Below are 17,704 nucleotides of genomic sequence, written 5' to 3'. Positions count from 1 at the left end.
TCGCGGGCGGCCGTTTCAGCCTGGGCGCCGGCAGCGTGGCCGGGGTGGCGTCATTCCTTCGGGGCCGTGGCGCCGCCGTGCGCCGCCGACCACTCGGCCGGCGCGTGCAGGAATTTCTCGACTTCGTCGAGCGTCTTGGTCTCGAAGTAGCCCGACGCCTTCGCGACGCGCAGCACGTCCCACCAGGTCGCGAGCGCGTGCAGGTCGACGTCGATGTCCTTCAGGACCGACACGCTTTCCTTGAAGATGTTGTAGTGGAACAGCACGAAGCAGTGGTTCACCGTCGCGCCCGCGGTGCGCAGCGCGTTGACGAAGTTGATCTTGCTGCGGCTGTCGGTCGTCAGGTCTTCCACCAGCAGCACGCGCGAGCCTTCTTCCAGATGACCCTCGATCTGCGCGTTGCGGCCGAAGCCCTTCGGCTTCTTGCGCACGTACTGCATCGGCACCATCATGCGGTCGGCGAGCCATGCCGCGAACGGGATGCCGGCCGTCTCGCCGCCCGCCACCGAGTCGATCTGCTCGAAGCCGACGTCGCGCATGATCGTCGTTTCCGCCATTTCCATCAGCGCACGGCGCACGCGCGGATACGAAATCAGCTTGCGGCAGTCGATGTAGACGGGGCTTGCCCACCCGGACGTGAAGATGAACGGTTTTTCGGCGTTGAAGTGCACCGCCTGCACTTCCAGCAGGATTTTGGCGGTCGTATCCGAGATCGACTGACGATCGTAGCCTGTCATGGGCATTCCTTGGGTGATGAGCGAAGAGCGGGCGCGCGCCCGATGGCGCAGCAAGGGGAACCTGCCCAAAGGGCCGGGGCACGACCGGAACACCGATCGTTTCGCTGCGCGCGTAGCCCGCTATTTTACCCGATTCAGGCCGGTTTTCGGCGGAATTCGCGGGTTCGGGCGGGCGGCCGACGCCGCCGGATCAACCGGGGACCGATCGAACGTCCATCGACGGTGCATATGCGGCGGCGCACCAACACGGCGCATGCGCGGGTGTACACTAGTCGCCCCTTGGAAATCGTTCAGTACTTTGTACTTTCCCGTTGCCACCCGCCGAGGTTCGATGGCGCGCCGACCGGGCGTGCCGCGGGCCGTCTCGCAGTCGACTACCTCTTCGATTCACGCAGATGCGGCCGCTGGTGCTGTGTACTGAACCGTCAATATTCGCATGTCTCTCGCAGGTCAATCATGGACGAACAACTGAAGCAGGCCGCTCTCGCTTATCACCTGAACCCGAAGCCCGGCAAGATTTCGGTCACGCCGACCAAGCCGCTGTCGAACCAGCTCGATCTGTCGCTCGCTTACTCGCCGGGCGTCGCCGCCGCGTGCGAGGCGATCCACGCCGATCCGCTCGACGCGCAGAAATACACGTCGCGCGGCAACCTGGTCGGCGTCGTGACGAACGGCACGGCCGTGCTCGGCCTCGGCAACATCGGCCCGCTGGCCGCCAAGCCGGTGATGGAGGGCAAGGGCTGCCTGTTCAAGAAGTTCGCGGGCATCGACGTGTTCGACATCGAACTGTCCGAATCGGACCCCGACAAGCTGGTCGAGGCGATCGCGATGCTCGAGCCGACGCTCGGCGGCATCAACCTCGAGGACATCAAGGCGCCCGAATGCTTCTACATCGAGCAGAAGCTGCGCGAGCGCATGAAGATTCCGGTCTTCCACGACGACCAGCACGGCACCGCGATCATCGCGTCGGCCGCGATCCTGAACGGCCTGAAGGTCGTCGGCAAGAAGCTCGCCGACGTGAAACTCGTGTGCTCGGGCGCCGGCGCGGCCGCGATCGCGTGTCTGGACCTGCTCGTGAAGCTCGGCCTGACGAAGACGAACATCCTGGTGGCCGACTCGAAGGGCGTGATCTACGAAGGGCGCGGCAATCTCGATCCGTCGAAGCAGCGCTATGCGGCGACCACCGACGCGCGCACGCTCGCCGATGCGATCGTCGGCGCGGACGTGTTCCTCGGCTGCTCGAGCGCGGGCGTGCTGAAGCAGGACATGGTCAAGACGATGGGCGACCGGCCGCTGATCCTCGCACTGGCGAACCCGGAGCCGGAAATCCGCCCGGAAGACGCGAAGGCCGTGCGCCCGGACGCGATCGTCGCGACCGGCCGTTCGGACTATCCGAACCAGGTCAACAACGTGCTGTGCTTCCCGTTCATCTTCCGCGGCGCGCTGGACGTCGGCGCGACGACGATCACCGAGGAAATGAAGCTCGCATGCGTGCGCGCGATCGCCGAACTGGCCGAGGAAACCGACCAGAGCGAGGAAGTCGCGAAGGCATATGAAGGCCACTCGCTCGAGTTCGGGCCGGAATACCTGATTCCGAAGCCGTTCGATCCGCGCCTGATCATCAAGATCGCGCCGGCCGTCGCGCAGGCCGCGATGGATTCGGGCGTCGCGACCCGTCCGATCGAGGACATGGACGCCTACCGCGAGCAACTCGGCACGACCGTCTACCGCACCGGCATGGTGATGCGTCCGGTGTTCGCGACCGCGAAGAAGAAGGAAGCGCGCATCGTGTTCGCCGAGGGCGAGGACGAGCGCGTGCTGCGTGCCGCGCAATTCGTGCTGCTCGAGAAGATCGCGAAGCCGGTCATCATCGGCCGGCCGTCGGTCGTCGAGATGCGCCTCGAGAAGATCGGCTCGAAGCTGAAGGCCGGCGTCGATTTCGAGATCGTGAATCCGGAAGACGATACGCGCTACCAGCGCTACTGGCAGGCGTACCACGAGATCGGCGCGCGCGACGGCGTGACGCCGGAAGTCGCGAAGGCGGCGCTGCGCAAGTTCAACACGCTGATCGGCGCGATGCTCGTGCATCTGGGCGACGCGGACGGGATGATCTGCGGGATGATCGACACGTTCCACACGCACCTGAAGTTCATCGAGCAGGTGCTGGGCCGTGCGAAGGGCGCCGAGCATTTCGCGGCGATGAACCTGCTGATGCTGCCGGGCCGCAACCTGTTCATGTGCGACACCTACGTGAACGAGCTGCCGAGCGCCGAGCAGCTCGCCGACATGACGATCCAGGCGGCCGGCGAGATCGAGCGCTTCGGCATCACGCCGAAGGCCGCACTGCTGTCGAACTCGAACTTCGGCAGCGCGCCGTCGGCGTCGTCGCGCCGGATGGCCGAAGCCCGCCGGCTGATCAACGAGCGTGCGCCGAACCTCGAGGTCGATGGCGAAATGCATGGCGATGCGGCGCTGTCCGAAGCGGTCCGCAAGGCTGCGTTCCCGGGCACCACGCTGTCGGGCGAAGCGAACCTGCTGATCATGCCGAACGTCGAAGCGGCGAACATCGCGTACAACCTGCTGAAGATGGTCGGCGGGGACGGCGTGACGGTCGGCCCGTTCCTGCTCGGCGCCGCGAAGCCGGTTCACATCCTGACGCCGGCTGCGACCGTGCGCCGGATCATCAACATGACCGCCGTGGCCGCCGCGAACGCGAACACGAAGTAAGGTCGCCGGCGCGCTTATGCGCGCCGCGCAATGGAAAAAGCCACGGAATGCAGGTTCCGTGGCTTTTTTCGCGCTTTTGCTGCGAACCGGCGCTATTGCAACGGCGGGCGGCGGGCGGCGCGACCGCCCGCCACCTGCCGTTACGCGACCTGCTGGTGCGACTGCCCGCCGGCCGGTGAGCGCCACTTCGCCAGCAGCGCATCCCACTTCTGGCGCACCGCGCGCAGGTTGTTCTCCTTCACGTGGCCGAACCCGCGGATGCCGTCCGGCAGCGCGGCCAGCTCGAGCGCGAGCGGGCGGTTGGCCGCGTTCAGCCGGCCCAGCACTTCGTCGATCAGCGCCTCGTACTCGCCGATCAGCGCGCGCTCGGTGCGGCGCTCCTCGGTGCGTCCGAACGGATCGAGGCCGGTGCCGCGCAGGAACTTCGCCTTCGCGAGCAGGCGGAACGCCGACAGCATCCACGGGCCGTACGCCTTCTTCACGAGATGGCCGTGCGCGTCCTTCTTCGCGAACAGCGGTGGCGCGAGGTGGAATTTCAGCTTCCAGTCGCCTTCGAACTGCGACGACAGACGCGCGACGAACGCCGGATCGGACTGCAGGCGCGCGACCTCGTATTCGTCCTTGTACGCCATCAGCTTGAACAGGTTGCGCGCGACTGCTTCGGTCAGCGGCTCCTGCGCGGCGTCGCCGTCGGCAAGCGCCCGTTCGGCCGCGCGCACCTTGTCGACGAAGGCCGCATAGCGCGCCGCATATGCGGCGTTCTGGTAAGCGGTGAGGAACTCCACGCGCTTCGCGATCAGCGCATCGACCGCCTTCTTCGTGTGCAGCGCGATCACGGTGGCGCGTTGCGCGGCGCCCGCGGCGCCGGCGGCCGCCTGCTTCACGCTCGCCAGGTCGTGCGCCGCGCGGCGGCCCCAGTCGAATGCGGCGCGGTTCTTCTCGACCGACACCGCGTTCAGCTCGATCGCCCGTTCGAGCGACGCGAGCGTGAGCGGCAGCCAGCCTTTCTGCCACGCGTAGCCGAGCACGAACGGGTTCGTGTAGATCGCATCGCCGAGCAGCGCGACCGCGAAGCGGTTGGCGTCGATGAAGTCGACGGCTTCGCCGGCCGCCGCGCGAATGTCGTTCTCGGCCGACAAGCCCGGGAACGTCCAGTTCGGGTTCTTGATGAACTCGGCGGTCGGCGTTTGCGCGCTGTTCACGACGACGCGCGTCGCATCGCGCCGCATCCGCGACGTGCATTCGTCGCCGGCCGTGACGATCGCGTCGCAGCCGATCACGAGGTCGGCCTCGCCCATCGCGATCCGCGTCGCATGGATGTCGGTCGGCGCATGCGAGATCTGCACATGGCTCATCACCGCGCCGCCCTTCTGCGCGAGGCCGGTGACGTCGAGCACGGTCACGCCCTTGTTCTCCAGGTGCGCGGCCATCCCGAGCAGTGCGCCGATCGTGACGACGCCGGTGCCGCCCACGCCGGTCACGAGCACGCCGTAGGCGCGGTCGATCGCCGGCAGCGCCGGCTCCGGGATCGGCGGCAGCGCGCCGCCGTCGACGGCCACCGCCTTCGGCTTCTTCAACTGGCCGCCTTCGACCGTGACGAAGCTCGGGCAGAACCCCTTCACACAGGAGAAATCCTTGTTGCAGCTCGACTGATTGATCTGGCGCTTCGTGCCGAATTCCGTTTCGAGCGGCTCGACCGACAGGCAGTTCGACTTCACCGAGCAGTCGCCGCAGCCTTCGCATACCGCATCGTTGATCACGACGCGCTTCGCCGGGTCGGGATACGTGCCGCGCTTGCGGCGACGGCGCTTCTCGGTCGCGCAGGTCTGGTCGTAGATCAGGATCGTCGTGCCTGCGATCTCGCGCAACTCGCGCTGCACGTCGTCGAGCTGGTCGCGGTGATGGACCGTCACGCCGGGCGCGAGCAGCGCCTTCTGGCTGTCGTACTTTTCCGGCTCGTCGGTGACGATCACGATCCGCTTCGCGCCTTCGGACGCGAGCTGGTGCGTGATCTGCGGCACCGTCAGCACGCCGTCGACCGGCTGGCCGCCCGTCATCGCGACCGCGTCGTTGTAGAGGATCTTGTAGGTGATGTTCGCCTTCGACGAGATCGCCGCGCGCACCGCCAGCAGGCCCGAGTGGAAGTAGGTGCCGTCGCCGAGGTTCGCGAACACGTGCTTCTCGTCGGTAAACGGCGCCTGGCCGATCCACGGCACGCCTTCGCCGCCCATCTGGCTGAAGGTGCTCGTGTTGCGGTCCATCCAGACCGTCATGTAATGGCAGCCGATCCCGGCGATCGCGCGCGAGCCTTCCGGCACGTTGGTCGACGTGTTGTGCGGGCAGCCCGAGCAGAACCACGGCTTGCGTTCGGTCTGCACGTGCGGCTTCGCGAGCGCCATTTCCTTCGCGTTGATCACCGCGAGCCGCGCGGCGATGCGCGCGCGCACGTCGGACGGCAGCTCGAACTTGTCGAGGCGCGTCGCGATCGCCTTCGCGATGATCGCGGGCGACAGCTCGTAATGCGCGGGCAGCAGCCAGTTGCCCATCGGCACCGACCATTCGCCGCCGGCGCCGTCCTTTTCGTCGAACTTGCCGAACACGCGCGGGCGCTGCGCGTCGGGCCAGTTGTACAGCTCTTCCTTGATCGCGTATTCGAGGATCTGGCGCTTTTCCTCGACGACCAGGATTTCGTCGAGGCCGCGCGCGAACGCCTGCGCGCCCTGCGCTTCGAGTGGCCACACACAGCCGACCTTGTACAGGCGGATGCCGATCCGCGCGCAGGTGTCGTCGTCGAGGCCGAGGTCGGTCAGCGCCTGACGCACGTCGAGGTAGGCCTTGCCGGCCGTCATGATCCCGAAGCGGGCATTCGGCGAGTCGATCTCGATCCGATCGAGCTTGTTCGCGCGCACGTACGCGAGCGCCGCGTACCACTTGTAGTCGAGCAACCGCGCTTCCTGCACGAGCGGCGGGTCCGGCCAGCGGATGTTCAGGCCGCCTTCCGGCAGCACGAAGTCGGTCGGCAGCACGATGTCGGTGCGATGCGGGTCGATGTCGACCGATGCCGACGATTCGACGACGTCCGTCACGCACTTGAGCGCGACCCACAGCCCCGAGTAGCGGCTCATCGCCCAGCCGTGCAGGCCGAAGTCGAGATATTCCTGCACGTTGGACGGAAACAGCACCGGCAGCCCGCAGGCCTTGAAGATGTGTTCCGACTGATGCGCGAGCGTCGAGGATTTCGCGGCGTGATCGTCGCCGGCGAGCACGAGCACGCCGCCGTGCGCGGACGAGCCGGCCGAGTTCGCATGCTTGAACACGTCGCCGGTGCGGTCGACGCCCGGGCCTTTGCCGTACCACATGCCGAATACGCCGTCGTACTTCGCGCCGGGGTACAGGTTCACCTGCTGGGAGCCCCACACGGCGGTGGCGGCGAGATCTTCGTTCAGGCCGGGCTGGAACACGATCTGGTGCGCGGCGAGATGCTGCTTGGCCTTCCAGAGCGAGAGGTCGAGGCCGCCGAGCGGCGAGCCGCGGTAGCCGGAGATGAAGCCGGCCGTGTTCAGGCCGGCGGCGCGGTCGCGTTCCTGCTGTAGCATCGGCAGCCGGACGAGCGCCTGGATGCCGCTCATGTACGCGCGGCCGCGTTCGAGCGTGTATTTGTCGTCAAGCGTGACGGACTTCAGCGCGGCTTCAAGCGACGCGCGTTGGCCTGCGTCTAGCGGGGCATTCATTAACAGTCTCCTCCACCCAGTTTGGGATCACCAAAGCTTCGATTGCGTCGACGTCTTGTGAACGTGTCGGCAGTGGCCGGCATATTGGCCGGTTTTAAGTGATGGTAGCACTGGGATAAACCCGCCGCCCAGCGCCGGCCGTGCCGCCGCAAGGCAATGAAGTTGCACGCGGCATTGCGTTACATCATGTAAAAGCATGTAAAGCCGTCCCCATCTTCGTGCAAACGCCGTTAATCTTGTGGGCCTGCCGGAGGTGCCCGGCCGCGTCGGTTTGCTCCGGTGCAACCGGGGAGGCGCCGGCAGTTTTAAAGGAGGTGCAATGAACACACGCCATATCCAGAGTTTCCTGATCGTGTCCGCGGCCTTTTTCGCGATGACCGGCCCGGTGCGCGCGCAAGGTGCGAGCGCACTGGCGAGCGTCGGCGCGCAGCTGCGCCACGTCGCGCCGCAGCAGGACGCCGATGCGCAGCCGGCCGCGGCGCGCGCCGCACGTAAGGCGAACGCGCGTTGATCCGCTCGCGCGGCCGTCCGGCCGCGCCGCTGGAGCAAGACGACAAAAGGGCGGGAATCGCAAGATTCCCGCCCTTTTTCCTGTGCGGACGCGGGGCAGGAGGCCGGTGCGTCAGGCTTTGTCCTGCACCACGCCGCGACGGATCTGATCGAGCTCGATCGATTCGAACAACGCCTTGAAGTTGCCTTCGCCGAAGCCCTGATTGCCCTTGCGCTGGATGATCTCGAAGAAGATCGGGCCGATCTGGTTCTCGGTGAAGATCTGCAGCAGCAGGTCGTCGCGCGCGCCGTCGATCAGGATCTTGCGCTTCTTCAGTTCGTCCAGCGATTCGCCGTGGTTCGGCACGCGACGATCGACCAGCTCGTAATACGTATCGATCGTGTCGAGCAGCTTCACGCCCTTGCCGCGCAGCCCGTCGACGGCGCCGTAGATGTCGTTCGTGCCGAGCGCGATGTGCTGGATGCCTTCGCCGTGGTACGCGTCCAAATATTCCTGGATCTGGCCGGCCGTGTCCGAGCCTTCCTCGTTGATCGGGATCCGGATCTTGCCGCACGGCGACGTCATCGCCTTCGACTTCACGCCGGTGACCTTGCCTTCGATGTCGAAGTAACGCACTTCGCGGAAGTTGAACAGGCGTTCGTAGAATTCCGCCCATTCCTGCATGCGGCCGCGATGCACGTTGTGCGTCAGGTGGTCGATATAAGTGAGGCCGTGGCCGACCGGGTTCGGGTTGGCACCGGGAATCGGCTCGAAGTCGACGTCATAGATGCTGATGTCGCCGATCGCGCCCGGCTGCGCGCCGTTCTTGCCGCGCCAGCGGTCGACGAAATAGATCAGCGAATCGCCGATGCCCTTGATTGCCGGAATGTTCAGCTCCATCGGACCCGTCTTGTTGTCGAAGCCCCACGCGCCGAGTTCGAGCGCGTGCCGGTACGCTTTCGCGGCGTCCTGCACGCGGAACGCGATCGCGCAGATCGACGGGCCGTGCAGGCGCGCGAAGCGCTGCGCGAACGAATCCGGCTCGGCGTTGATGATGAAGTTGATGTCGCCCTGACGGTAGACCGTCACGTCCTTGTGGCGATGGCGCGCGATCGCGGTGAAACCCATCCGCTCGAACAACTGTCCGAGCGCTTTCGGATCCGGCGCCGTGTATTCGATGAATTCGAAGCCGTCGGTACCGACGGGGTTGTCCCAGTTGGGGATCTGCATGCCTTGTCTCCTGTCTGCTTGGCGATCGGCCGGGCGATGCGGGGCGCTGGCCCGGTTCACGTCGAACGCGGCGCGCCGCGGGCGCGCACAACGCGATCGATACCTGCGACAGAGTGTAGCGGGCAGCCACGAGCGAAAACTTGCGAACTTAATCGCGGGTGCCTACGATGGCGCAATTTCCAGCCTCAATATCACGAACGGAGGGCAGAAAATGGCGCTCGTCGAATTGGACGCCATCGATCGGCGGATTCTCGCGATCCTTCAGGAAAACGGCCGCCTGTCGAATCAGGAGCTCGCCGAGCGCGTGAACCTGTCGCCGAGCCCGTGCCTGCGGCGAATCCGGCGGCTCGAGGAGATCGGGGTGATCACCGGCTACGTCGCGCTGCTCGACCCGCAGAAGCTCGGGCTCGACCTGCTCGCGTACGTCAGCGTGCGGCTCGAGAAGCGCGGCGGCCTGGCGCCGGCCCGCGGCGACGAGACGTCGGCGCGCGCGGGCGCGACCCACGCGGAGCTGTTCCGCGCGGCGGTGCAGACCTGGCCGGAGGTGGTGGCGTGCCATGCGATGACGGGCGACATGGATTACCTGCTGCGGGTGCAGGTCGAGGACATGGCGCATTTCTCCCGCTTCGTGCAGGAGCATCTGCTGCACCATCCGTCGGTGATCGACGTGAAGACGAGCTTCTCGCTCGAATGCTTCAAGGAGACGACCGCGTTGCCGATCCGGTCGGTGCGCTAGCGCGCGGATGAAGTGGGGAAGTGTGCCGGCCGCGCAGCCCGGCAGGGCGGCGCGACCGGCCGATGCGTTACGCCGTCAGCGCGGCGGGCATCATCGATTCGATGAACTTCGACGTGCGGTGCGCCTGGCGCTTCAGCGCATAGTCGAACACCGCGGCCTGCTCCTGCAGCATCTCGGCGAGGATCGTCGAGTGGTCGGCCGGCGGCAGCGACAGATATGCATCGGCTTCGCCGTAGGCATATTCGATCCGCATCCCCGATTTCTTCGCGATGTGCATCATCGTCGCGTTGCGCGACAGGCAATGCATGTACAGCATCGTCACGTGGGTATTGCGGCTGCGGATCGCCGCGCGCTCGAACAGCTTCGAGCCGACGCCGCAACCGCGCGCGCGTTCCAGCACCGACACGCCGAATTCGGCCGTGCGCTTGTCGCCGTCGGCCGGCAAGTACGCCAGATGGCCGACGCCGATCAGTTCGAGCGCATGGTCGAACACGCCGAATACGGTATCGCGACCGAAATCGATCGTACGGACATAGTTCTCGATCACGTGGTCGGGCACCATCTGGCCGAAGCGCAGCAGGCGGTCCTCTTCGTCGAGCGAGAGAAAGTGAGTGAGCATGCGCTCACGGTCTTTGGAAGCCAGTTCCCTGACGAGAACCGGCGCAGTCCCGGCGTTGCCGACAGCATCGGCACGGCGGTCGGATTGCGTGTTCATCGTGGGTTCCTCAGTGTGTAGCTGCACAAGCGACTTGTGCGACGCAGCAGCATTCTACCTGAGTGGGTTGGGGAAAACCCGTATTTCGCCGTGTTCGTGCCGAGGGGGAATTCTAAATCCGCTTAGTTCACCGCCTATCTATTTGATTTTTAACGGGTTAAAAATTCGTCATATGAAACGCGCGGCCGCCTGTCGCAGTGTGACGGCCGCGCAACGCATGCTGCTGCGCGGCAATCATGCCGTGCCGGACAGCCCGCGCTCCATCAGGTCGATCACCTGTTCGGCGAAGTCGCGGTAGCGCAGGCGGCCGCCGGGCTTCAGCCACGTGAAGGTCCAGTTGATCATCCCGAACACCATCATCGTGACCGACGTCTGGTTTTCCTTCGAGATCCGGTCGGGATAGGCGCGTGCGAGCTGGCGCGCGAACGCCGCGACGATATCGCGCTGGCGATCGAGCACGATCTCGCGCTGTGCGTCCTCCAGATACTTGACGTCGTTGAGCAGCGCCACGTGGCGGCTGTGCGACGTCTCATACTCGGCGAGGAACGCGCGCACGAGCTCGGCGAATGCGTCGCGCTCGCTGAGCCCGCGCCGCTGGCTCGCGCCTTCGACCTCGGCGATGATCAGCATCAGCCGCTTCGTGTAGCGGTCGAGCAGGTCGAACAGGATCGCTTCCTTGCTCTCGTAGTAGTGATAGAGGCGGGCCTTCGACGTGCCGCTCGCGGTCGCCAGATCGGACATCGACGTGCTCGGATAGCTCGTCTGCGCAAACTTCTCGGCGGCGAGATCGAGGATCTGCTCGCGCTGGGATTCGTGGTCGGGCGCTCGGGTACGGGCCATGGTGGAATGCGAAAGGGGACGAAAGAGGGAGATGCAGGGACGTTAGCGGGCGGACGCTGCCGCGCGCACCTGCGTGGAAGAGAGGGCGGCCGGCGCGTCGTCCTGCAGCTCGAGGCGGCCGGCTGCCGCCAGTTCGCGGCAGCGCCACCACGCGATCGAATCGCTGACGAACAGCCCGCCGCGGTCGGCGCCGGCCATGATGCTGCCGACGAGCCGTCGCGCGGGCAGCCAGCCGGCTTCGGCATGCGCGAGGATCAGCGCGTCGAGGTCGGTGTAGTGCCCGCTCTTGATCGTGTTGCTGACCCAGTAGCGCAATTCCGCGTTCAGGTGCTTCGCCTCCTGCCATTCGAGCGCGAGCCGGCCGATGCGCAGCACCGAGATCGGCGCGGCCACCGGGCGTTTGCGGGCGAACGCCGCCGGCGGGAACATCCCGGTCGCGCACGCCTGATCGGTGCGCGTCAGCGCCGCGCGGGCCGGTGCATCGAGATCGGCCGGCGACATCCGCACTTCGTTCAGCCGCTGCGGCACGTTGCGCAGATGATAGGCGACGCGGCGCAGCAGCAGCTTGTCGCCGACGCTCGGCGCATGCCAGACGACCACCTGGCCGGAGTCCGCCGCGAGCGCGTCGAGCCGGGCCAGCTCGGCTTCGATCTGCGCGTGCCAGTCGGGAATCTGGTCGCCTAGCACGTGCTGCCAGAACGCGGCGCGCGTGTCCGGCGTCTCGTCGACGCCCTGCAAGGGGCCGACCGCGAGATCGTCGAGCAATCCGACGACGAGCTCGTCGCGTCCCGCTTGCGCGAGCGCGTCGCGCAGCGACTCGGCGGCGCTGCCGCCTTGAATCACGTGAATGGTACTCATCGGCCTGTGGTCAACAAAAGAAAACCGCCGGCCGGCCGGACGTTGCGACGTCCGACCGGCCGGCGGCCCCTAGTGTAAGCGAGATGTGTGACGGCGAGAAACCGGCGCGGCGCGCCGGTGCGACGCCGCTCAACGCTCGTCGAAACTCACGACGACCTTGTCGCTGACCGGATGACACTGGCACGTCAGCACGAAGCCGTCCTTCACTTCGCGCTCGTCGAGCGTGTAGTTCTTGTCCATCCGCACCTCGCCTTCGACCACCTTCGCGCGGCACGTGCAGCACACGCCGCCCTTGCACGCGTACGGCAGCGCGAGGCCCGCGCGCAGCCCCACGTCGAGAAGGCTCACGCCTTCGTACGGCAAGCGCAGCTTGCGCTTCTTGCCGTCGAGGACGATTTCGAGGTCCGCGGCCGGCGTCTGCTCGGTGATCTCGACGACCGGCGCGCCGGCTTGCGGCAGCGGCGTGCCGAAGCGCTCGACGTGCACCTTCTCCGGCGACACGCCGGCGGCCTTCAGCGCGGCCTCGGCCGCATCCATCATCGGTGCGGGGCCGCAGATGAACGCTTCGTCGATCGCGTCGGCCGGCATCAGCGTCGCGAGGAATTGCGCGCATTTCGCCTGGTCGAGCACGCCGTTGAACAGCTCGACGTCCTGCTGATCGTCCGACAGCACGTGATACAGCACGAAGCGGTTCATGAAGCGGTTCTTCAGGTCCTCCAGCTCTTCCGCGAACATGATCGCGTCGACGCTGCGGTTGCCGTAGATCAGCGTGAACGTGCTGCGCGGCTCGAGCTCGAGCGTGGTCTTCACGATGGCCAGCACCGGCGTGATGCCAGAGCCGCCCGAGAACGCGACGTACTGCTTGCCGTGGTCGGCGTTCAGGTGCGTGAAGAAGCGGCCGTCCGGCGTCATCACGTCGATCGTGTGGCCCGGCTTCAGCGTGTCGAACGCGAAGTTCGAGAAGCGGCCGCCGCGCACCCGCTTGATGCCGATGCGCAGTTCGCCGTCGCGGTCGTAGTCGGTCGTGCCGACGCAGATCGAATACGAACGGCGCGTTTCCTCGCCGTCGATGTGCGTCTTCAGCGTGACGAACTGGCCCTGCGTGAAGCGGTACGCGTCGCGCAGCTCGGGCGGCACGTCGAACGAGACGGTGACGGCGTCGGCGGTTTCGGGGCGCACGTCGCGGATACGCAGCGGGTGGAATTGCGGGGTCGCCATGATCAGTAAGGTTTGAAGTAGTCGAAGGGTTCGCGGCAGTCGACGCAGCGATACAGCGCCTTGCAGGCCGTGGACGCAAATTGCGCGAGTCGTTCGGTGCGCGCGGAGCCGCAGCGCGGGCACACGGGCGCTGCGACGGGACGCGGCACGAAGCGCACGACCTGCTCGCGCGGCGCGGCGCTGCCGCACTGGCCGACGGGCGGCGCAATGCCGTACGCGCGCAGCTTGTCGCGCGCTTCCTGCGTGATCCAGTCGGTCGTCCAGGCGGGCGCGAGCACCGTCTCGATCCGGTGCGGCGGCAGGCCGGCCGCCTGCAGCGCGGCCGCGATGTCCTCGGCGATTTGCGACATCGCCGGGCAGCCCGAGTAGGTCGGCGTGATCACGACCTCGAGCAGGCCATCGTGCGCGCGGCGGACGTCGCGCAGGATGCCGAGCTCGCGAATCGATACGACCGGGATTTCGGGATCGGGCACGGCCTCGAGCACGTCCCACGCGCGTGCGAGCAACGGATCGTCGCGCTGCGCGGCGGGCGCGGCGTCGGCATGGGCGGGGGCGGCAGTCTGGGCGGACATCGTCGGGCTCCGTTCGGTGGGTCGCGGCGGCCGCTTACCAGCTCGCGCCGGGATGCTGGCGCGCGAGGCTCTGCATTTCGGCGAGCAGGTAGCCCATGTGCTCCGAGTGCTCGCCGTGCTTGCCGGTCGTCACGTGCTGCACGGGCGCGGGCGGCACGAGCGTCGCTTCGGCGAGCGTATCGTCCACGTCCGCGCGCCACGCGGTCTCGAGCGCGGCCGCGGCCGGGCCGAGGCCCTGGGCGACGGCGGCGGCGTCGATCGCGTCCGCGACGAAGAACTCGCGCGTGTACGGCAGCAGATAGTCGAGCGCGGCCTGGGCGCGGCGATGCGATTCGTCGGTGCCGTCGCCGAGGCGCACCAGCCATTCGCGCGCGTGCTGCACGTGATAGCGCGTCTCCTTCACCGATTTCGCGGCGATCGCCGCGAGTTGCGCGTCCGTCGAGGTTTCGAGCGCGGTCCACACGTGCAGCATCAGCGTCGTGTAGAGGAAGTTGCGCACGATCGTCACCGCGTAGTCCTTGTCGGCGTGCGCGGTGCCGGCGAGCGGGCCGTAGTGCGGCAGCTCGACGAGCGTGAAGTTCGCGAACTCGCGTTCGGTGCGGAAGTACGCGTAATCGTCCTCCGTCTTCGCCGCGCCGTTGAGCTGGCACTCGAGCTCGGCTGCGTGCGTGTACAGCATGCGGGCCTGGCCGATCAGGTCGAGACTCATGTTGGTGAGCGCGATGTCTTCCTCGAGGATCGGGCCGTGGCCGCACCATTCGGCGTTGCGCTGACCGAGGATCAGCGCATTGTCCGCGAGGCGCAGCACGTAGGAGAGGTGTTCGGGCGTGATCGTCATGGCGCGGGCGTTACATGTGGTTGACTTCGTCGGGCAGCGTGTAGAACGTCGGATGGCGGTAGATCTTGTCGCCCGCCGGTTCGAACAGCTCGGCCTTTTCGGCCGGATCCGACGCGGTGATGGCCGACGACGGCACCACCCAGATGCTCACGCCTTCCTGGCGGCGCGTGTAGACGTCGCGCGCCATGCGCAGCGCCATCGACGCGTCTGCCGCGTGCAGGCTGCCGCAATGCTTGTGGTCGAGCCCCTGCTTGCTGCGCACGAACACTTCCCAGATCGGCCATTCCTTGTTCATCACTCTCTCCTGAATCCTGTATTCGATGGTGCCGCTCAGGCGGCGTGCTGTTCGGCGCGGGCGCGGCGCTTCGCTTCGTGCGCGAGCGCGGCTTCGCGCACCCATGCGCCGTCCGCGTGCGCCTTCACGCGGGTCGCGAGGCGTTCCTTGTTGCACGGGCCGTCGCCGTTGACGACGCGCCAGAATTCATCCCAGTCGATCGCGCCGTAGTCGTAGTGGCCGCGCGCGTCGTTCCACTTGAGGTCGGGGTCGGGCAGCGTGACGCCGAGCACCTTGGCCTGCTCGACGGTCGCGTCGACGAACTTCTGCCGCAGGTCGTCGTTCGAGATCCGCTTGATGCCCCACTTCGCGGACTGGTTGCTGTGGACCGAATCGGCATCGCTCGGGCCGAACATCATCAGCACCGGCCACCACCAGCGGTCCACCGCCTGCTGAACCATCGCGCGCTGCGCGTCGGTGCCCTTCATCATCGACAGCAGGGCATCGAAGCCCTGCCGCTGATGGAACGATTCCTCCTTGCACACGCGGATCATGGCGCGCGCATACGGGCCGTAGGTGCAGCGGCACAGCGGAATCTGGTTCATGATCGCGGCGCCGTCGACGAGCCAGCCGATCACGCCGACGTCGGCCCAGGTCGGCGTCGGGTAGTTGAAGATGCTCGAATATTTCGCCTTGCCGGCGTGCAGCGCGTCGATCAGCGATTCGCGCGACACGCCGAGCGTTTCGACCGCGCTATATAGATAAAGGCCGTGGCCGGCTTCGTCCTGTACTTTCGCGAGCAGGATCGCCTTGCGCTTCAGGCTCGGCGCGCGCGAGATCCAGTTGCCTTCCGGCAGCATGCCGACGACTTCCGAGTGCGCATGCTGCGAGATTTGCCGGATCAGCGTCTTGCGATAGGCGTCGGGCATCCAGTCCTGCGGTTCGACCTTGCCGTCCGCGGCCATGACCGCGTCGAACCGCGCTTGCTCGGGTGACTCGGCTGCGGCGTCGAGCGGCGCGACGTTGCCGGGGATGTCGAGGGATTGCGTGTACATGGCGGAGATTCTCGTCCGGTTGATTGTGCGCAAAGTATAAACCAACCGACCGGTCGGTTAATATATTTTGCATGGATTCACGGCGAGATGCGGGTAAACGACAGGTGTCGCGGCGAGAGGGGATTGCGTCCGATTTATGGTGCGCTGCGTGACGGGAGCCGGTTCTGCGGCACAATTCCCGCTTTCCGAAGAGGATTTCGCCGATGTCATTTCGAAGTGGTTTCGTCGCGGCGCTGGTGGGCGCGTCCGTATTCCTGTCGCCGGTTGCGGCGTCCGCCGCACCGGGCGGATGGGTTGCCGCGTGGGCGACCGCGTTGCAGCCGATCCCCGACCTCGCTGCGCCGCCGCCGCTCTACCGCGCGCCGGACGTGGCCGGTCGTACGGTCCGGCAGATCGTCTACCCGACGGTATCGGGGCGGGCCGCGCGAATCCGCGTGAGCAACGCGTACGGGCATGCGCCGCTCCAGATCGACGCGGCGAGCCTGGCGCCGGCGGGCGACGGTGCGGCGCTTGCGGGTGGTGCAGCCGCGGTGCGCTTCGGCGGACGGGCGGCGGTGACGCTCGCGCCGGGCCAGGAACTCGAAAGCGATCCGGTGACTATCGACGTGACGTCCGGGCGACCGTATGCGATCAGTTTGCAGATGGGCGCGCGCCAGCGGATGACGGTGTGGCACCGGGTGTCGAACCAGGTCAACTACGTGTCGTCGCCCGGCGACTACGTAACCGACGCCGACGCTCGCGCGTTCCGAACCCGCTTCACGCAGTACGCGTGGGTGACGGAACTGGCCGTCGAGGACGGCTCCGCACGGGCCAGCGTCGCGGCGATCGGCGATTCGATTACCGACGGGCTGCGCTCGAGCCTGAACCGCAACCACCGCTGGCCGGATGCGCTCGCGCGCAGGCTGGCGGCTGCGGGCTCGGATTCGGTCGGCGTCGTGAATCTCGGCATCAGCGGCAACCGGTTGCTGAGCGATTCCGCGTGCTACGGCACGTCGCTGGCGGCACGGTACGAGCGCGATGCGCTGTCGCGCTCGGGCGTGAAGGCAGCGATCGTGCTGATCGGCATCAACGACATCAACTTCGCGGCGATGCCGGCGCGTGCGGGGCTCGACTGCGACAGCCCGCACACTCAGGTTACGGCCGCGTCGTTGATCGACGGATATCGGCGGTTGATCGACGCCGCGCATCGCCGGGGCGTGAAGGTTTTCGGCGCGACGCTGACGCCGGCCGCGCTGCCCGCGGCGCGCGAGGCGACCCGGCTGGAGGTGAACCGGTGGATCCGCAGCGGCGGCGGGTTCGACGGAGTGGTGGACTTCGATGCGGCGTTGCGCGACCCGGCGCGCCCGAGCGTGCTGCAGCGCCGCTATGACAGCGGCGACGGGATTCATCCGAGCGACGCCGGCTACACGGCGATGGCCGACGCCGTGCCGTTGGAGCAATTGCGGGCGGCGGTGGCCGGTAACTGAGTTGCCTGCACCTACTCTATCTATATAGAAAACGACGCGGCGCCGAGGTATTGCCGGTCTAACCTGAGCCCCGCACGCGGCAGCGTGCGGGGCTTTTTCAAAATATTTTCACAAAGGGGTTGCATTGCGAGAGGCGGGTGCATAGAATCACGCCTCTTTCGCGCTACCGGAAACGCGGCGCGGGAGAAGAAGGGAAGCGGTGCGGTTGGGGCGGTTG

At 66.8% G+C, this 17,704-nt stretch carries 15 protein-coding genes; 4 read left to right on the top strand and 11 right to left on the bottom strand.

The window, feature by feature from the left end:
• Positions 1–50: 50 nt before the first annotated feature.
• Entirely contained in the window at positions 51–737 is a 687-nt protein-coding gene (locus AK36_RS12570) for an orotate phosphoribosyltransferase (protein ID WP_006752465.1), read from the bottom strand.
• Between the two features lie 456 nt (positions 738–1,193).
• On the opposite strand from AK36_RS12570, the gene AK36_RS12565 reads away from it, so the two are divergent.
• Positions 1,194–3,464, top strand: coding sequence for an NADP-dependent malic enzyme (locus tag AK36_RS12565; protein ID WP_011882982.1), 2,271 nt, complete (start codon positions 1,194–1,196; stop codon positions 3,462–3,464).
• Between the two features lie 140 nt (positions 3,465–3,604).
• Here the strand turns inward: AK36_RS12565 and AK36_RS12560 are convergent, their stop codons facing one another.
• Complete coding sequence (locus AK36_RS12560) at positions 3,605–7,195, bottom strand: indolepyruvate ferredoxin oxidoreductase family protein (RefSeq protein WP_034192914.1); 3,591 nt, start codon at positions 7,193–7,195, stop codon at positions 3,605–3,607.
• 319 nt (positions 7,196–7,514) lie between these two features.
• Here AK36_RS12560 and AK36_RS12555 point away from each other — a divergent pair, with 319 nt between their 5' ends.
• Complete coding sequence (locus AK36_RS12555; RefSeq protein WP_014722271.1) at positions 7,515–7,706, top strand: hypothetical protein; 192 nt, start codon at positions 7,515–7,517, stop codon at positions 7,704–7,706.
• Between the two features lie 111 nt (positions 7,707–7,817).
• On the opposite strand, the gene hppD is transcribed toward AK36_RS12555, so the two are convergent.
• Positions 7,818–8,915, bottom strand: coding sequence for a 4-hydroxyphenylpyruvate dioxygenase (hppD, locus tag AK36_RS12550; protein ID WP_041493933.1), 1,098 nt, complete (start codon positions 8,913–8,915; stop codon positions 7,818–7,820).
• 211 nt (positions 8,916–9,126) lie between these two features.
• On the opposite strand from hppD, the gene AK36_RS12545 reads away from it, so the two are divergent.
• Positions 9,127–9,651: an Lrp/AsnC family transcriptional regulator gene (locus AK36_RS12545; protein WP_011882986.1), complete on the top strand. Its 525-nt coding sequence runs from the start codon at positions 9,127–9,129 to the stop codon at positions 9,649–9,651.
• Between the two features lie 67 nt (positions 9,652–9,718).
• On the opposite strand, the gene AK36_RS12540 is transcribed toward AK36_RS12545, so the two are convergent.
• From AK36_RS12540 to paaA, 8 genes are all read right to left on the bottom strand, one after another.
• Positions 9,719–10,366, bottom strand: a complete 648-nt coding sequence (locus AK36_RS12540; protein WP_011882987.1) for a GNAT family N-acetyltransferase — start codon at positions 10,364–10,366, stop codon at positions 9,719–9,721.
• 234 nt (positions 10,367–10,600) lie between these two features.
• Positions 10,601–11,206, bottom strand: coding sequence for a TetR/AcrR family transcriptional regulator (locus AK36_RS12535; RefSeq protein WP_045578598.1), 606 nt, complete (start codon positions 11,204–11,206; stop codon positions 10,601–10,603).
• A 42-nt stretch (positions 11,207–11,248) separates the two neighbouring features.
• On the bottom strand, positions 11,249–12,064 hold the full coding sequence (locus AK36_RS12530) for a DUF1835 domain-containing protein (protein ID WP_045578597.1): 816 nt from the start codon (positions 12,062–12,064) through the stop codon (positions 11,249–11,251).
• Positions 12,065–12,193: 129 nt separating this feature from the next.
• Positions 12,194–13,282: a 1,2-phenylacetyl-CoA epoxidase subunit PaaE gene (gene paaE / locus AK36_RS12525; RefSeq protein WP_011882990.1), complete on the bottom strand. Its 1,089-nt coding sequence runs from the start codon at positions 13,280–13,282 to the stop codon at positions 12,194–12,196.
• Positions 13,283–13,284: 2 nt separating this feature from the next.
• Positions 13,285–13,854 (bottom strand): 1,2-phenylacetyl-CoA epoxidase subunit PaaD, encoded by a 570-nt coding sequence (paaD, locus tag AK36_RS12520; RefSeq protein ID WP_011882991.1) that lies wholly within the window; start codon positions 13,852–13,854, stop codon positions 13,285–13,287.
• A gap of 34 nt (positions 13,855–13,888) precedes the next feature.
• Positions 13,889–14,692: a 1,2-phenylacetyl-CoA epoxidase subunit PaaC gene (gene paaC / locus AK36_RS12515; RefSeq protein ID WP_045578596.1), complete on the bottom strand. Its 804-nt coding sequence runs from the start codon at positions 14,690–14,692 to the stop codon at positions 13,889–13,891.
• A gap of 10 nt (positions 14,693–14,702) precedes the next feature.
• Positions 14,703–14,987 (bottom strand): 1,2-phenylacetyl-CoA epoxidase subunit PaaB, encoded by a 285-nt coding sequence (gene paaB / locus AK36_RS12510; RefSeq protein ID WP_006752453.1) that lies wholly within the window; start codon positions 14,985–14,987, stop codon positions 14,703–14,705.
• 35 nt (positions 14,988–15,022) lie between these two features.
• Positions 15,023–16,021: a 1,2-phenylacetyl-CoA epoxidase subunit PaaA gene (paaA, locus tag AK36_RS12505; RefSeq protein WP_011882993.1), complete on the bottom strand. Its 999-nt coding sequence runs from the start codon at positions 16,019–16,021 to the stop codon at positions 15,023–15,025.
• A 203-nt stretch (positions 16,022–16,224) separates the two neighbouring features.
• On the opposite strand from paaA, the gene AK36_RS12500 reads away from it, so the two are divergent.
• A complete protein-coding gene (locus tag AK36_RS12500; RefSeq protein WP_045578595.1) occupies positions 16,225–17,487 on the top strand; it encodes an SGNH/GDSL hydrolase family protein in 1,263 nt (420 codons plus the stop codon).
• Positions 17,488–17,704 lie beyond the last annotated feature (217 nt).

The sequence above is a fragment of the Burkholderia vietnamiensis LMG 10929 genome, from assembly GCF_000959445.1.
Lineage (GTDB): Bacteria > Pseudomonadota > Gammaproteobacteria > Burkholderiales > Burkholderiaceae > Burkholderia > Burkholderia vietnamiensis.
Note: the sequence above shows the minus strand (reverse complement) of the source record. Positions and strands in the feature narration are given on the sequence as shown.

Coding starts and splice junctions, on each gene's coding strand:
- AK36_RS12570 (WP_006752465.1), bottom strand. CDS start 737: ATGACAGGCTACGATCGTCAGTCGATCTCGGATACGACCGCCAAAATC.
- AK36_RS12565 (WP_011882982.1), top strand. CDS start 1,194: ATGGACGAACAACTGAAGCAGGCCGCTCTCGCTTATCACCTGAACCCG.
- AK36_RS12560 (WP_034192914.1), bottom strand. CDS start 7,195: ATGAATGCCCCGCTAGACGCAGGCCAACGCGCGTCGCTTGAAGCCGCG.
- AK36_RS12555 (WP_014722271.1), top strand. CDS start 7,515: ATGAACACACGCCATATCCAGAGTTTCCTGATCGTGTCCGCGGCCTTT.
- hppD (WP_041493933.1), bottom strand. CDS start 8,915: ATGCAGATCCCCAACTGGGACAACCCCGTCGGTACCGACGGCTTCGAA.
- AK36_RS12545 (WP_011882986.1), top strand. CDS start 9,127: ATGGCGCTCGTCGAATTGGACGCCATCGATCGGCGGATTCTCGCGATC.
- AK36_RS12540 (WP_011882987.1), bottom strand. CDS start 10,366: ATGAACACGCAATCCGACCGCCGTGCCGATGCTGTCGGCAACGCCGGG.
- AK36_RS12535 (WP_045578598.1), bottom strand. CDS start 11,206: ATGGCCCGTACCCGAGCGCCCGACCACGAATCCCAGCGCGAGCAGATC.
- AK36_RS12530 (WP_045578597.1), bottom strand. CDS start 12,064: ATGAGTACCATTCACGTGATTCAAGGCGGCAGCGCCGCCGAGTCGCTG.
- paaE (WP_011882990.1), bottom strand. CDS start 13,282: ATGGCGACCCCGCAATTCCACCCGCTGCGTATCCGCGACGTGCGCCCC.
- paaD (WP_011882991.1), bottom strand. CDS start 13,854: ATGTCCGCCCAGACTGCCGCCCCCGCCCATGCCGACGCCGCGCCCGCC.
- paaC (WP_045578596.1), bottom strand. CDS start 14,692: ATGACGATCACGCCCGAACACCTCTCCTACGTGCTGCGCCTCGCGGAC.
- paaB (WP_006752453.1), bottom strand. CDS start 14,987: ATGAACAAGGAATGGCCGATCTGGGAAGTGTTCGTGCGCAGCAAGCAG.
- paaA (WP_011882993.1), bottom strand. CDS start 16,021: ATGTACACGCAATCCCTCGACATCCCCGGCAACGTCGCGCCGCTCGAC.
- AK36_RS12500 (WP_045578595.1), top strand. CDS start 16,225: ATGTCATTTCGAAGTGGTTTCGTCGCGGCGCTGGTGGGCGCGTCCGTA.